Below are 14,268 nucleotides of genomic sequence, written 5' to 3'. Positions count from 1 at the left end.
TCCATAACTTGACATCATGAATGGATTGCGTCGAAAATTGCCTTCTGCGAATGCGCTCTTTGTGTTCGAAGCCGCTGCACGGCATGAGAATTTCACCCGCGCTGCTGAAGAGTTGAACGTGACCCAGCCTGCGGTTAGCCGCACGCTTGCGGGTCTTGAAACGCATTTGGGGGCGCAACTGTTTTTGCGTGGCAAGCCCGGAGCCCGACTGACGGATGATGGATTGCTTCTGAAAGAGGTTGTGGAATCGGCATTCTCTCAGATAAACGGCGTTCTCGATCAGTTGCAGGAGCGACGCACAGGCAAGGCGCAGGTTACGATATCGGTTTCGACCGCCTTTACCACGCATTGGCTGATGCCGCGCATCGCACAGTTTCAAGAGGCTTTTCCAAGTGTCGATCTGCGCTTTCAACTGATCCCCGGTCCAGTAACTGGCCCGACAGCCGGGGTCGACATTGCCATGCGCTATAGCAGTGCATCAGAGACGTCGGGGCGTTTTGTCATGCGTGAAGCTTATGTTCCAGTCTGCGCGCCCGGGTATCTGAACCCGCCGCCGCAGGATGGGCCCGCGTTGATCCGTTTGGATGGCGAGGCCACCGAAGGGGTGGCGTCCTTGATGCCAGGTCTGGGTCTGCGGCGCGAAGGACAACTGGGATTCTCAGACTATGCCGTGGTGATTCAGGCAGCCCTCGTCGGGCAGGGTATTGCCGCGGGTTGGATGAACATTGTCAGCTACTGGATGAACGAAGGACGCCTTGTGCCCGCGGTCAACGAGTTGGTCTTTCCAGGCCGAGATTGCCGTATCTTATCGCGCACCGATGGCGCGAATGCCGATGTCGTTCAAGCGGTGAGAGACTGGTTGGTGGACGAGATACAGTCTGACCTGAGGAAAATTGCGATGCTCTATCCGCCACTTGGTGTCGAAAGCGTTCTGAAACCAAGAGATTATCTATGAAATTGCATCCATCTGTTTACGAGGCATTTCAAGTCGTCATGCGGTCAGGGACCGTATCTGGTGCCGCAGACTATCTGGGCCGTAGTCAACCAGCCGTCAGCCGCATGATCGACAAGTTGGAAAGCAGTGTGGGCGTGAAGCTGTTTGAGCGACGCAAGGGGCGTGTCGTGCCCACCCATGCGGCGCATTTATTGCTGGACGAGGTGGAACGGTTGTTCGTGTCCCTGTCGTCACTGGATGATTTCAGCCGTCGGATGGAAGAGGGGCAGGATGGTGGTGTCAGAATTGCCGCTCTGCCAGCTCTTGGGTTGGATTTCCTGCCGGAAGTCATTTCGCGGTTCTCGAAGGATAGACCCCAAGCCCGGGTCAAGCTGAACGTGCGCATGTCGGTCAGCGTTGAAAAGTGGGTTGCGACCCAGCAAGTCGATTTTGGGCTTGCTGAAACGCCGTTCCAGCTCTCCGGGTTTGGAACACGGATTTTTGCAGATACAGTCTATATCGCCGCTATTCCCGCCGATCATGCTCTCGCCGAGGAAGAGGTCGTACGCCCCGACCATCTACGCCGTGAGCCGCTGATCGGTTGGACCGTCTCGGTTTCCGCTCGCCGCATTTTTGACGACATTATGCAGGGCGCGGGGATCGTACCACAGCAATTGATCGAAACCACGATGTCGGCCACCATGTGCAGCATGGTCAAGCGCGGCTTGGGGCTGGCGGTGGTGGATCCCTTCACGGCATGGGCCAATCCGGACCCCAGAATTGTTTATCGCCCGTTTCTTCCTCAGATTCCGTGCAGGTTTGCATTGCTGCGACCGGACACCCGGACGCCAACAGTACTGGCCACCGAGTTGATCGGCCATGCGGAAAGTCTGCGGGATGAGGTGCTTGCCCAGATGAGGTAGGCGGCGACACCTTTCAGTATGCGCTAAACGTATATTGAAAGGCTAACTTTGCATTTTGATTCTAATGATCGCTGGTTCTTAATGCGGTCCATGAACCAGAAACCCGGCTCAATTTCCGCGTCTGACGCACAAGAATTTGACGTTGTCATCATCGGTGGCGGCGTCAACGGAACCGCCGCTTTGCGTGAACTGGCGCGGGCGGGATACGCGGTTTTGCTGGTCGAAGCAGAAGACTTGGGCGCGGGGGCCAGCGGTCGGTCTTCGCGCATGCTCCATTGTGGACTGCGCTATCTGGAAACGCCCAATCCGGTATGGAACGCACTACGCCACCCCATCCACTTTGCGCGCGCGTTGGGCATGGCCCGCGACGCTATGACGGCGCGGGCGGAGTTGTCGCAGGATACCAGCGTCGGGACACGATCCATCGAATTGTCGTTTCCGATCTGGCGCGATGGGCCGTTTCCACGATGGCAACTTGATGCGGGTTTGCGTCTGCTTCAACTACTCGGGCCGCCGGAGCCATCGCTTGACCGCACGATCCGCGACGCGGATGCTGCGCGCGCGCATCCCATCGGCCGCAATCTGCGCAATCAGGACGCGCTTCGCGGCATGGTCAGCTTCCGCGAATATCTGTTTACCGCACCCGAGCGGCTCTGCATCGACAATGCGCTGGACGCTGAGGCCTATGGGGCCAAACTGCGGTTGATGACCCGCGCCGAGTTGCGCGGACGCGACGGTTCTGGGCTATGGCGGATGGCTTTGGATGGGCCAGAGGGCAAAACCGAAGTTCTGGCCCATGCAGTTCTGAACATGGCCGGAAGCTGGGCTGACGAGGTTGGGAGTTTTGGTAAACGGCTGATACGAGGCAGCAAGGGAGCGCATATCATTCTGCGCCTGCCCGATGGTTTTGCCAATCGCGGAATAGCGACAGTGCATCGTGGCGGGCATCCGTTTTACGGCCTGCCATTGGGCGATGATCGTTTCTATTTCGGACCGACGGAAACCCTGTTCGAGGGGGATGCGCGGAACGCCCATGCCGATGCTGACGATGTGGCGTTCTTGTTGGCGGAGGCAAACTTTCTGCTACCAGGGCTGGGCCTGACGAGAAACCATATCGAACAATGTTGGGCGGGTGTGAGACCCCTCACCGAAGACCCTGATCGCCCGATGGGCGCGCGCGAACGCCGTGTGCATGATCTTGCACCGCAGGGGTTTGAAAACGTTTTGGCGATGACTGCGGGGCCAGTGATGAGCCTGCGCAGCGCCGGACGGCGGATGTTGTCTGAGGTTTCAGCGCGGATCGGGCCGCCGCCTGCACGTGCAACCATCAGCCTGCGTGGCGTGTCCCAAGCTAGCCAAAATCCTGTCGAGTACGCCGTGACCCATGAACATGCGCCAGACCTCTATTCGGTGTTGACCCGGCGCACCGGAGCCATCTGGCACGGGTTGATCAGCGGCGAGGACGCGGCACGGGTGGCCGACACTGTTGCCCCGCTGTTCGGCTGGTCCTGTGCGGAAAAAGATCATCAGGTCGCGGCATTTCTGGCCCGACAGGAAACCGAATTCTGTGCGCCTTCGGATCACAGGAGATAACCGGAAAAGCCGGCAAATTAACGGTAGAGAACCCAACAAGGAGAGACCAATGATCACTCTAAAAACACTGCTCGGTATGATCGCAATCACTGCGCTGACTGCGACAGCGAGCTTTGCCCAAGAGGTCGGAAACAACCGTTTCAAAGAAGTGTTGGAGCGTGGTGTGCTGCGCGTCGGCGTTCAGGGCGCGTTCAAACCCTGGGCCTTTCGTGCGCCAGAGGGCACCATTCAAGGCATCGAGGTCGACCTCGCACAAACGGTCGCCGACCGTATGGGCGTGACCTTGGAAACCGTGGTGATTTCCTCGGCCAATCGGATGGAATTCTTGCAACAGGGCAATGTCGACCTGCTGATTGGTGCCATGTCCGACCGCCCTGACCGCCGCAAGGTCGTAGGCATCATCGAGCCTGCGTATTGGACCTCCGGTCCCACCCTCATGGCCAAAGAAGGTGTCATTTCTTCTTGGGACGATATCACGGGCAAGCCGGTTTGCGGCAAGCAGGGCGTGTTCTACAACAAGATCGCGGAAGTCGAGTTTGGTGCGAATGTCGTGGCCTTTGGCGGCAACACCGAAGCGAAGGAAGCGCTGCGTTCGGGCAAATGCCTAGCTTGGGTTTATGACGACACTTCGATTGCGGCAGACATCGCAAGTGGCGAATGGGATGGCTATGAAATGCCTGTAGACACGGTGTTTTCCAACCCGTGGGGCGTTGCTGTGCCGCTCGAGGAAAAGGACGGCATCTGGGGCGCTTTCATGTCCGGCATGGCCTATAACTGGCACAAGGACGGCACGCTGATTGAGCTTGAAAAGAAATGGGGCGTCAAGGCGTCGCCGTGGCTTGCCGCGCTGCACGAGCAGTTGCAGTACGACAACTCGTATCTCGACAATTGATGATACCGGGGGGGTGCATCCCCCCCGAGCTTTGGACAGGATAACACGCGTGCTGGACCTTATCGCGCCGTTCTTTGAACGGCTATACGACACCACCGGGCTTAACTTCTCGCCGTTTTACAACTCCTATGACTGGGGTCGGCTGGTCGAGGGGATGTGGGTTTCGGTCAAACTTATCACGGCGATCATTGCCGTTTCGTTGGTGATCGGAGTGATCGGTGCGGGTGCGCAAACATCACGGCTGCGGATCGTGCGTTGGATGGTGTCGGCTTATATTGAGATTTTTCGCAACACACCGCCCATCGTGCAGCTTTTGTTCTTTTACTTCGGGCTAGGCGCGATCACTCCGCAGGTGGATATGGGCGGTTGGTACGAGCCTGTAATTGGGTCGTTTGGGTGGGCGGTCATTGCCATCGGCATTTTCGGCGGCAGCTATAACGTCGAGATTTTTCGTTCGGGTATCGAGGCGGTGCCAGCCTCGACGAAAGAGGCGGCGGAGTCGCTCGGCTTTTCCGGGTTCAAGATATTTGTCTACGTGACCTTTCCGCTGGCCCTGCGCATCTGCCTGCCCGCGCTCACCAACAACATCGTCTCGCTGGCCAAGACGTCATCGCTGGCCTATGTGATTGCGGTTCCCGAGATCACGTATTCGCTAAGCGGCATCTGGTCGGACAGCGTGAACGTGCCAGAAATGATGCTGCTTCTCTTTGGCTATTACATCGTTCTGATTGCGATCATTGCGCGGATCATGACCATGATCGAGCGTAGAATAGCACTGCCGGGGTACGGACAATGACGCCGAATTGGACCGTTTCTCGTCTGACGTGGCGGGCCCCCGTTCTTGCGGCAGGGCTATGCGTTCTGGCTACATTGGCCGCTATGGCACAAGATGGGTCAACCGGACGCCCTTCGGCGTTGGCCACGCTAATCACCTGGGTGCCGTTTATCCTCAAAGGGTTTGGGTTGAACTTGTTGATGAGCGTTCTGGCCATGGCGCTGGCCACGGCTAGTGGTGTGATCTTGGGCTTTATGCAGATTAGCCCAGTCACACTAATTCGGCTCCCTGCCAAGCTGGTCACGAACCTCTTTCGCAACTCACCTTGGCTGGTGATCTTATTTGCGATCATGTTTCTGGTGCCGTTTCAGATCACGCTGCCGGGTGGAGACAAGGTGATTGTTCCCGACTGGCTTAAGGCCACTTTCGGCTTTTCCTTGCCGGTCATGGCGAATGTCTCTGAAATTCTTCGCGGAGCGGTGGCGTCGATCCCTTCCGGCCAATGGGAAAGTGCTGAGAGCCTTGCATTTACTCGCGGTCAGACGCTTCGTCATATCATCTTGCCGCAATGTATCCGCCGGATGCTTCCGCCGTGGATGAACTGGTACGCGCTGCTGACGTTGATGACGCCGATGGCGGCAATTCTTGGCGTCAACGAGGCGCTTGGCAACACACAGGCAGCCATGGAAGCGGCAGGGTCGCGTCCCGAGTTCCTGATCCCTTTCTACCTCTTTCTGATGACGATCTTCTTTGTCGTCATCTATCCGATATCAATTTGCACCCGTCGGCTTGAAAAGCGCTTCGCCACTGGGTCCTGACAGGAGACTTGACGATGATGTCCCCCACCGGAAACTGGACCGTCGAACAGCCGATCGTGGCCTTGCACGGTGTCCACAAAAGCTTTGGTAGCCTTGAAGTGCTCAAAGGCATCGATATCGACGTCATGAAAGGTGAAGTGGTCTGTATCATCGGACCGTCCGGTTCAGGCAAATCCACCCTGATCCGCACGATCAACGGGCTGACCCCGGTCAGCAAGGGATCGGTAAAGGTCGAAGGGATTGAGGTGCATGATGCAAAGCTCGACAAGCTGGCGCTGCGGCGCAAGGTCGGAATTGTATTTCAGCAATACAACCTCTTTCCGCACCGCACTGTTTTGCAAAACGTGATGATGGCGCCGCTGCTGGTGCTCAAGGAAAGCCGCAAAGAGGTCGAGGAGCGGGCCCGTGCCCTGCTGGCCAAGGTCAAGTTGAAGGATAAGGAAAACGCTTATCCTGCGGAACTCTCGGGCGGTCAGCAACAGCGTGTCGCCATCGCCCGCAGCCTGTGCATGCGGCCCGACGTGATGTTATTCGATGAGGTGACGGCAGCACTAGACCCAGAAACGGTTAAAGAAGTGCTGGTGACGATCAGGGATCTAGCGATGGACGGGATGACCTGCATGTTGGTCACTCATGAGATGGGCTTTGCCCGCGAGATATCGGACCGGGTCTATTTCACCGATGCAGGGCGTATCGTGGAAAGTGGCCCGCCGTCGCAGATCTTTGAAACACCGCAAGATCCGCGCACGCAGGAATTCCTGTCCAAAGTGCTCTGATCCCGACCCCGAACGATAATCGAAAATTCGACAGGTCGCTACGGCCACGTCCTAACCGGAGTTTATGCTATGGCCATCCAGAGCCCCATCCGCGCCAAAGACCCGCTGCTGCAGCCGCTCCAGATTAAAAAGCTGGTTCTGCGCAATAGGATCATGAGCACATCGCATGCCTGCGGGCTGGAGAAAGATGGCTTTCCACAGGAGGCCTATCAGGCCTACCACGAAGAAAAGGCACGGGGCGGCATTGCACTTTCAATGTTTGGTGGGTCGTCGAATGTCGACATCGACAGCCCGAACATCTTTCAGCAGCTCAATGTCGGAACCGACCAGATCATTCCGCATCTGCAACGCTTTTCAGAGCGGATGCATGCGCAAGGAGCGGCGTTGATGTGTCAGATCACACATCTCGGGCGGCGGGGTGATCCCTATGCGCAGGATTGGCTGCCGCCGATTGGCCCGTCTCCGATCCGCGAGACATTGCACCGTGGCATACCCCGAGAGATGGATGAGCACGATATCGCGCGGGTGGTCAAAGCCTATGGTCAGGCCGCGCGCCGCTGCGAGGAGGGCGGGCTGGACGGGATCGAAACACTTGCTGCCGGACATATGATCGGACAGTTCCTGTCACCCAAGACAAACCACCGCACAGACCGGTTTGGCGGGTCATTGGAGAACCGTGTGAGGTTTGCCTTGATGGTGCATGACGAAATCCGTCGCAATGTCAGCGGCGAATTCATCGTTGGCATGCGCTATGTAGTGGATGAGGGCATTGATGGCGAACTGTCCGCAGAGGACTGCTTGGCGGCGGCGCAGATCCTTGAGCACGAAGGCTCTGTCGATTTTTTCAATGCGCTTTTTGGGTCAATGGACACCTCCCGGTCGCTGTCGGAAGAGGTGTTTCCCGGCATGGGAATGCCAGCAGCCCCTTGGGTTGCGGCCGTTGGCCGGTTTAAACGCGAGGTGAAGCTGCCGGTTTTCCATGCGGCGAAACTATCCGACATGGCCTCGGCACGTTTTGCCGTTTCGGAGGGGCATGTGGATATGGCGGGGCTGACCCGCCCGCATATCGCAGACCCGCATATGGTGAACAAGCTTATGCGCGGTGAAGAGCACCGCATACGGCCATGTGTCGGGGCCGGTCATTGTCAGTCACAGCATCGCCCCAAATGCCTTCATAACGCATCAACCGGACGCGAGTTGACGATTGGCCACCGCATTGAACGCGTACAAACCCCGCGCGATGCCGTTGTTGTAGGGGCCGGCCCTGCCGGGTTGGAAGCGGCGCGGGTTTTGGCGGAACGTGGTCACAACGTCCGCCTCTTCGAAGCGGCCGCGCAGCCGGGTGGTCAGGTGCTTATGGCCGCGGCAGACTGGCGGCGAGATCTGATCGGGATCATAGATTGGCGTCTTGCCGAGCTAGAAACTCTGCGGGTCGCGGTGGAATGCAACCGCTACATGGACGCGGAAAGTGTCGCCGCGCTCAATCCTGATCTGGCCATTCTGGCAACGGGCGGTATCCCACAAACCGAATTTGGTGCAGGGGATAATCTGGTGCATTCGGCATGGGACATCGTAGGTCGGCAGGTCAAGCCGGTTGGGGATGTCCTGATCTGGGATAACACCGGCCGACATCCGGCGTTGTTGGCTGCGCAGAGTGCGCAGGCGGAAGGGGCGAATGTGCGGCTAGCGACCATCGATGTGAACATCGGTCAGGATCTCGTCTATCCGGAGTCCACGCGCTGGCACAAAGAATTTGCCAAGTCTGGCCTGCGCCCCGAGGGCAACCTGCGGCTGATCGGCGTCGCGCGCAAAGGCAACAAGCTACAGGCGACGTTGATGAACGAGCTGACCCATGCCATCGAACAGAACCTCTATGATCAGGTGATCGTCGAAATGGGCACGATACCGATGAATGAGATGTTCGAGGATCTGCGCAGGCAATCGACCAATGATGGGGTCACAGACCTTCATGCGCTTAAGAATCTTACGCCCCAACCCAGACAGGGCAAAGGGTTTGAGCTTTACCGCATCGGCGATGCGCAGTCGTCACGCAATATCCACGCGGCGGTTTATGATGCCTTGCGGCTTTGTTCGGTGGCTTAAGTCTCGCTTACGCCTAACACCGATCTCGCGTCTGATGCCGGAGCGTGCAAAATCCTACGCTAAGGCGGTTTGATCACCTTTTGGGCAACGCCTAGTTTCTGGTGACAAGGATGTGGGTTAACCCAAGTGGCGAGATGTGCGCCAAAGGTCTTGTCACGTTAACCGCGGGGTTTGCCAAGTCTGGCCTGTTTTTCGTTGATCACACGACGTTTGCCGCTGATGTCCACGCCTCGAGTGCGTCTAGCCGATGGTAGCGAATGGTGAGAGCGGGACGACGGCAGGCTGGGACGGCGAAGTAATGACGTATTGTGGACTGAATGATCGCGAAACGTTGCACTCCGAGCGGTAATCGGAGACCCTGCATAACCCGCTGTCGTTTTCGGAAAGGCAGATGGCTGTTTTCGGCGCGGTTCTCGAGTCCCTTGTGTGACCAATATTCACGACCCGGCGCGACCTCGCGCAGACCCAAGTTGAACCGGGCGTAGAGCCGGACAACATGCGCATTGGTCTGGGGCGGAAACTGGTTGCTCGGCGATGGTTCCGGCTGGTCGTTGTCAGGGGCCGTCCCAAAGAGCTGCGCCATGGCGTCATTGGGCAGAGTGATGACAAAACGACCCCACATCCTTGGCTTGCCCTCGGTCCGGTCAGGGTTGGCGAGGCAGGCCGGTGCCGATCATTGAATCACGGGTGACAAGGCTGGCCAGCTGCTCTTGGCTCAGTCCTTCGGTCCCCTCTGGTCGGGCAGGCAACACCATATAACGCATGTCGGCGGTGCTGTCGTGAACCCGAACCGTGACACTCTCAGCCAGATCAAGACCGAATTCCCGCAACACAGCGCGCGGCTCGCGCACCGCGCGGCTGCGGTATTCGCGCGTTTTGTACCAGTCGGGCGGCAGGCCCAAGAGGTTCCGGGGGTAACAGGAACAGAGGGTGCAGACGATCAGATTGTGCGCGTCTGCGGTGTTCTCGACAGCAATCAGGTTGAGCGGGCCGATATCGAATCCCATCTCGCGGCTTGCGGCAGAGGCATTGGCGAGCAAGCGTGCCTTGAAATCAGGATCAATCCATGCCCGCGCCACAACCGCCGCACCATTTGCGGGGCTGCGGGCGTCCATGACCTCGATCTGAGTGGCTATCTGTGCAGGTGTCAGGTGAGCTTTTTCCACCAACAACTCACGAACGGCAATTTCCATGCGTTGCCAATAGCTCAGCGGGCCATCATTATCGGAGCGGTAAGGATGACCTGAGGAGCTCATACCCTCGTGGTGATAATCGTCGTGATCGTGGTGGTCATGCGGCATGAATGACCACCTTCTCCAACCAGTGGGCGTAGATCTCGGCATCGAGCGTGTCGTTTGGGTTCTCTGCCGCATCACCCCAGATTTCTGCCATGGAAAAGCGCACGCGATAAAGCGGCTTTTCTTCGGCCGGTAGGCCATAGGCCAATTGCTCAGGATTGTGAAACGCGCCCAAGGGCCGCTCGATCTCACCCGTCTTGCCCCTGAGATACCACGGCACGCGGACATGACCCGGCGGTGTCAGCGCCTTGACTCGCACCCGCTCAGCCATGTTGCGCCTCGGCATAGGTCGGACCGCGCGCGGCGATCTCATCCATCCGGGTGGCCAACTCCTCTAGGGAATAGACCCCCGCTTCCAGCAAGTTCTGATTTACGGCGGCGATCCAGCGTTCGTAGTAGCTGTATTTTTCAAAGGCGTCTTCGCCCATATCCTCGATCGCCCGGCGCAGCCCGTCGACGGTAAAGAGCCCCTTTTGTCCGCAGAGCACCATCAGCGCATCAATTCGCTTTTCCCAGCGAGCAAAGTCATGCCCTTCCATAGGCACAGGCCCGGCTGCCTGTCCTCCCATGTCGTGCCAGCGGCGTCCATCCCAATCACTCATAGGTCCAAGCCTATGTCTGGCTTTTCCGCTTGTCCAGTGGTCAGTCGCCGCTCTGCTCCTCATCTTCCGGGGTGACAAAACTGATCTCTCCAGCGGCTTCTAGCGTGCGTACGGCATTGACGACAGCTGTCATTGCCTCTTCGGCGTCGCGCAGACGGACACGACCCCGCTCTTGCATTTCCTCGCGGATCGCCTCGGACATGCGTTTCCCGAGATTGTTCAGAATGAACTCCGCCACCGTCGCCACATCGCCCGAGGCTGCTCCGGCGAGGGCGGTGACCAAAACCGCCTGATCAAGCTCACGCGTGATCCGGGGAATATCGGTGGGTTTGACCCGGTCTGGTATATGCACAAAGGTAAAGATCGCGCGGCGGACAAGTGCCGCGAATTCCTGATCGGTTTCTTCGAGCCCGGTCAGCACGTCATCCCGAGTGGCCGCAAGTGAGAAATTGAGGATTGCGCCCACGCGTTCCACCGCCCCTTGGGCAAATGCGGTTTCAGGCACGTCATGCAGTTCTGCCGCCAATGCCAAGCCGATCCTGTCCACGGCTTCGGGACTGACCGATCCAGTTTGTGAGACCGCATAGGTGATCCGCCGCGCCAGTTCACCCGGCAATCTGCCCAAAAGATCCGCAGCGCGCGACACCTCGAGTTTGGACAAAAGGACCGCCGCCACCTCTGTACTTTCGCGCTCAATAATAGGAATGAGCGCCGTAAGATTTGCCTCCTTTACCTGATCCCAAGGATCGCCGTATTGCCGCACACCCGCCTCTTTGCGGAGCCGGGCGGCGGTTTGCGGACTGATCCGACCGCCAAGAGTCGACAGCGCACCTGCCACGCCACGCGGAAAGATCAGCCCCATGCCCTCTAGCTCCTGCGCAAACTCCGCGACGACATCGGCCAGCGTGCCGCGGTCGACATAGCGCATGGAGCCCATTTGCGTCGTCAGGCGCGCTTGTAACCCGTCAGGCAGGTCAGTCAGCGCAATCTCGGCACCCTCATTGATCAAGAACCGAACAATGATCGCAGCCTTTTGCGACCGGGTCAGATGGGCCGCGGCCCCGCCGCGTGGCGCTATCCGGGCAAGTGGGGTGGTTGCTTTCATTTTTGGCCTCTGTTCGGGTCTTGAAAGACCTTAAGAGGCAAAGCGTGAAGAAATCTCTAAACCTTCCCCGGCATTTTGACGGTTTCCCGGATGACGTCGCTTTCGCTTCGTGCTAGGGCCAAGCCATGAGCCAGATGCCCAATAAGGACGAGATTCTGCAATGGATCTCGGATAACCCGACCCTCACCGCAAAGCGCGATATTGCCAAGGCTTTTGGCATCAAGGGGGCTGCGCGGATCGACCTCAAGCGCCTGCTCAAGGAGTTGGAGGAAGCAGGCCATCTTGAGAAGCGCAAGAAGACCTACCGCGATCCCGACCGGCTGCCGCCCGTCAGCGTCCTTCAGGTCACTGGTCAGGCCTCTGACGGCGAGTTGTTGGCCAAGCCTCTGGAATGGACCGGCGAGGGGGTGGAGCCAATCGTTCTGCTGATCCCACGCGCCTCTGATCCGGCGATGGGTGCGGGCGACCGTATTCTGGCGCGGCTGCAAGAGGTCAAGGGCGAGGCCTATCACTATGAAGCGCGGCTCATCCGCCGGATCGGAACCAATCCGCGCAAGGTCTTGGGGGTGTTTCGCAAGGGCGCCGAAGGGGGCCGCATCCTGCCCATCGACAAGGGCGACGGCAAGGAATGGACCGTTGCCCCCGATGCCACCGGCGGCGCGCAGGACGGAGAACTGGTCGAGGCCGAACAGGCTGGACCCGCAGGCCGTATGGGCCTGCCGCGCGCGCGGGTTCTGGAACGATTGGGAGATCCCTCCGCCCCCAAGGCGGTATCGCTGATTGCCATTCATCAGCACGGCATTCCCGATGCCTTTCCCGATGACGTGGTCGCCGAAGCGGACGGCATGAAACCGGCGGGCCTGAAGGGCCGCGACGATCTGCGGGACATGCCTCTGATCACGATTGACCCCTGGGATGCGCGCGACCATGACGATGCAGTCTGGGCGCATGCCGACGACGATCCCAAGAACGCCGGCGGGCATGTGATCTGGGTGGCCATTGCCGATGTCGCGCATTACGTACGCCCCGGCTCGGCACTGGATCACGAGGCGCGCAAGCGCGGCAATTCGAGCTACTTCCCTGATCGGGTGGTCCCTATGCTGCCGGACCGTCTGTCGGGCGATCTATGTTCCTTGCACGAAGGCGTGCCGCGCGCCTGTATTGCAGTGCGGATGCAGATCAACGCTCATGGCGACAAGATCGGGCACCGCTTTGTGCGCGGCCTTATGCGCTCCGCCGCCTCGCTGAATTATCAGCAGGTTCAGGCCGCACAGGACGGCACGCCGGATGACAAATGCGGGCCTCTGGTGGAAGAGGTGATTACCCCCCTTTATGCGGCCTACGCCGCATTGGAGGAGGCACGTCGACGCAGGCAGCCGCTCGATTTGGATCTTCCGGAACGCAAAGTGGTGCTGAGCGACGAGGGCAAGGTTCTGTCGGTCAATTTCGCCGACCGGCTGGATGCGCACAAGTTGATCGAGGAATGCATGGTGCTGGCCAACGTGGCCGCGGCAGAGACGCTGGTTGCCCGGAAATCGGCGCTTCTGTTCCGCGTTCATGAGGAACCTACACCGGAAAAACTGGAAACGCTGCGCGATGTTGCGGAGGCGGCTGGTCTGGTTCTTGCCAAGGGGCAAGTGCTGAAAACTGCGCATCTCAACGCGCTCTTATACGCCGCACGCGACACGGATCATTCTGAGGTCATCAACATGTCCACCCTGCGCGCCATGACGCAGGCCTATTACGCGCCGCAGAATTTCGGGCACTTCGGCCTCGCGTTGCAGGCCTATGCGCATTTCACCTCGCCTATCCGGCGGTATTCCGACCTTGTGGTGCACCGGGCGCTGATTTCGGCGCATGGGTGGGGTGACGATGGTCTGAGCCATGAGGAAGAGGCGCGGCTTGAGGCGACGGCGCAGCACATTTCCGACACCGAACGCCGCTCGATGATGGCTGAGCGTGACACGAATGACCGCTATCTGGCGGCGTTTCTTTCGGAACGGCTGGGTGAGGAATTTACCGGGCGGATCAGCGGTATCGCCAAGTTTGGCGCCTTCGTGAAACTGGATGAAACCGGGGCCGATGGACTAATTCCCGTGCGCTCGCTGGGGCGGGAGTATTTCCATTTTGACCGGGACGCTGGCACGTTGATGGGCTCTGATACGGGTTTGACGATTGGCCTTGGACAGCGCGTCACGGTCAAGCTGGCAGAGGCCGCACCTGTGACGGGCGGCATCGCGCTGGAACTCGTCAGCATCGAGGGCACGACCATGCCCAAAGGGCCGAGAGGTGCGCGTGGCAAACCTCCCAAACGCAAGCTAGGGAGCGCCAAGCGCAAGGCCGCTGTGGAAAAACGCAAAGTCGAACGCAAACGCCGATAGGTCGTCACACGAGCGTCGCGTGATGTGGTGTGTGACCTTGAAATGCCGCGCGATCATCGAGTCCTTCG

Annotated in this window: 13 protein-coding genes and 1 pseudogene; 9 read left to right on the top strand and 5 right to left on the bottom strand. The window is 58.9% G+C overall.

All coding sequences use genetic code 11. The features are described 5' to 3' along the window. Positions 1–16: 16 nt before the first annotated feature. From ACSSVY_RS08655 to ACSSVY_RS08620, 8 genes are all read left to right on the top strand, one after another. Positions 17–955, top strand: a complete 939-nt coding sequence (locus ACSSVY_RS08655; protein WP_454269096.1) for a LysR family transcriptional regulator — start codon at positions 17–19, stop codon at positions 953–955. Beyond that, a complete protein-coding gene (locus ACSSVY_RS08650; protein WP_045686332.1) occupies positions 952–1,857 on the top strand; it encodes a LysR family transcriptional regulator in 906 nt (301 codons plus the stop codon). Before ACSSVY_RS08655 ends, ACSSVY_RS08650 begins: the two co-directional genes overlap by 4 nt. Positions 1,858–1,947: 90 nt before the next feature. Beyond that, positions 1,948–3,450: an FAD-dependent oxidoreductase gene (locus ACSSVY_RS08645; protein WP_454269094.1), complete on the top strand. Its 1,503-nt coding sequence runs from the start codon at positions 1,948–1,950 to the stop codon at positions 3,448–3,450. A 49-nt stretch (positions 3,451–3,499) separates the two neighbouring features. Next, entirely contained in the window at positions 3,500–4,342 is an 843-nt protein-coding gene (locus ACSSVY_RS08640) for a transporter substrate-binding domain-containing protein (RefSeq protein ID WP_454269092.1), read from the top strand. A 49-nt stretch (positions 4,343–4,391) separates the two neighbouring features. After that, entirely contained in the window at positions 4,392–5,138 is a 747-nt protein-coding gene (locus tag ACSSVY_RS08635; RefSeq protein ID WP_454269090.1) for an amino acid ABC transporter permease, read from the top strand. Positions 5,139–5,221: 83 nt separating this feature from the next. Continuing rightward, the gene (locus ACSSVY_RS08630; protein WP_454269088.1) at positions 5,222–5,935 is read left to right on the top strand and encodes an amino acid ABC transporter permease; all 714 of its coding nucleotides are present in this window, start codon (positions 5,222–5,224) and stop codon (positions 5,933–5,935) included. Positions 5,936–5,949: 14 nt separating this feature from the next. Further along, positions 5,950–6,711, top strand: coding sequence for an amino acid ABC transporter ATP-binding protein (locus tag ACSSVY_RS08625; RefSeq protein WP_454269087.1), 762 nt, complete (start codon positions 5,950–5,952; stop codon positions 6,709–6,711). A gap of 69 nt (positions 6,712–6,780) precedes the next feature. After that, on the top strand, positions 6,781–8,814 hold the full coding sequence (locus ACSSVY_RS08620) for an oxidoreductase (RefSeq protein WP_454269085.1): 2,034 nt from the start codon (positions 6,781–6,783) through the stop codon (positions 8,812–8,814). 199 nt (positions 8,815–9,013) lie between these two features. Here the strand turns inward: ACSSVY_RS08620 and ACSSVY_RS08615 are convergent. The 5 genes and pseudogenes from ACSSVY_RS08615 to ACSSVY_RS08595 form a co-directional block, all read right to left on the bottom strand. Next, positions 9,014–9,274 (bottom strand): annotated as a pseudogene (locus ACSSVY_RS08615) (IS6 family transposase); the annotation flags it as partial. 184 nt (positions 9,275–9,458) lie between these two features. Beyond that, positions 9,459–10,115: a nitrile hydratase subunit alpha gene (gene nthA, locus ACSSVY_RS08610; protein ID WP_454269084.1), complete on the bottom strand. Its 657-nt coding sequence runs from the start codon at positions 10,113–10,115 to the stop codon at positions 9,459–9,461. Further along, positions 10,105–10,383: an SH3-like domain-containing protein gene (locus tag ACSSVY_RS08605; protein WP_454269082.1), complete on the bottom strand. Its 279-nt coding sequence runs from the start codon at positions 10,381–10,383 to the stop codon at positions 10,105–10,107. Before ACSSVY_RS08605 ends, nthA begins: the two co-directional genes overlap by 11 nt. Then, positions 10,376–10,714 carry a ScnB-like protein gene (locus tag ACSSVY_RS08600; protein WP_454269080.1) on the bottom strand — a complete coding sequence of 113 codons (339 nt, stop codon included), beginning with the start codon at positions 10,712–10,714 and terminating at the stop codon, positions 10,376–10,378. The genes ACSSVY_RS08605 and ACSSVY_RS08600 overlap by 8 nt, the downstream gene beginning before the upstream one ends. 40 nt (positions 10,715–10,754) lie before the next feature. After that, on the bottom strand, positions 10,755–11,819 hold the full coding sequence (locus ACSSVY_RS08595) for a flagellar motor switch protein FliG (protein ID WP_454269078.1): 1,065 nt from the start codon (positions 11,817–11,819) through the stop codon (positions 10,755–10,757). Between the two features lie 125 nt (positions 11,820–11,944). On the opposite strand from ACSSVY_RS08595, the gene rnr reads away from it, so the two are divergent. After that, on the top strand, positions 11,945–14,200 hold the full coding sequence (gene rnr / locus ACSSVY_RS08590; protein ID WP_454269076.1) for a ribonuclease R: 2,256 nt from the start codon (positions 11,945–11,947) through the stop codon (positions 14,198–14,200). Positions 14,201–14,268: the final 68 nt, after the last annotated feature.

The sequence above is a fragment of the Roseovarius sp. MBR-51 genome, assembly GCF_053628575.1.
Note: the sequence above shows the minus strand (reverse complement) of the source record. Positions and strands in the feature narration are given on the sequence as shown.

What these genes read in the sequence shown, in the direction of transcription:
- ACSSVY_RS08655 (WP_454269096.1), top strand. Translation starts at nt 17, where the DNA reads ATGAATGGATTGCGTCGAAAATTGCCTTCTGCGAATGCGCTCTTTGTG.
- ACSSVY_RS08650 (WP_045686332.1), top strand. Translation starts at nt 952, where the DNA reads ATGAAATTGCATCCATCTGTTTACGAGGCATTTCAAGTCGTCATGCGG.
- ACSSVY_RS08645 (WP_454269094.1), top strand. Translation starts at nt 1,948, where the DNA reads ATGAACCAGAAACCCGGCTCAATTTCCGCGTCTGACGCACAAGAATTT.
- ACSSVY_RS08640 (WP_454269092.1), top strand. Translation starts at nt 3,500, where the DNA reads ATGATCACTCTAAAAACACTGCTCGGTATGATCGCAATCACTGCGCTG.
- ACSSVY_RS08630 (WP_454269088.1), top strand. Translation starts at nt 5,222, where the DNA reads ATGGCACAAGATGGGTCAACCGGACGCCCTTCGGCGTTGGCCACGCTA.
- ACSSVY_RS08625 (WP_454269087.1), top strand. Translation starts at nt 5,950, where the DNA reads ATGATGTCCCCCACCGGAAACTGGACCGTCGAACAGCCGATCGTGGCC.
- ACSSVY_RS08620 (WP_454269085.1), top strand. Translation starts at nt 6,781, where the DNA reads ATGGCCATCCAGAGCCCCATCCGCGCCAAAGACCCGCTGCTGCAGCCG.
- nthA (WP_454269084.1), bottom strand. Translation starts at nt 10,115, where the DNA reads ATGCCGCATGACCACCACGATCACGACGATTATCACCACGAGGGTATG.
- ACSSVY_RS08605 (WP_454269082.1), bottom strand. Translation starts at nt 10,383, where the DNA reads ATGGCTGAGCGGGTGCGAGTCAAGGCGCTGACACCGCCGGGTCATGTC.
- ACSSVY_RS08600 (WP_454269080.1), bottom strand. Translation starts at nt 10,714, where the DNA reads ATGAGTGATTGGGATGGACGCCGCTGGCACGACATGGGAGGACAGGCA.
- ACSSVY_RS08595 (WP_454269078.1), bottom strand. Translation starts at nt 11,819, where the DNA reads ATGAAAGCAACCACCCCACTTGCCCGGATAGCGCCACGCGGCGGGGCC.
- rnr (WP_454269076.1), top strand. Translation starts at nt 11,945, where the DNA reads ATGAGCCAGATGCCCAATAAGGACGAGATTCTGCAATGGATCTCGGAT.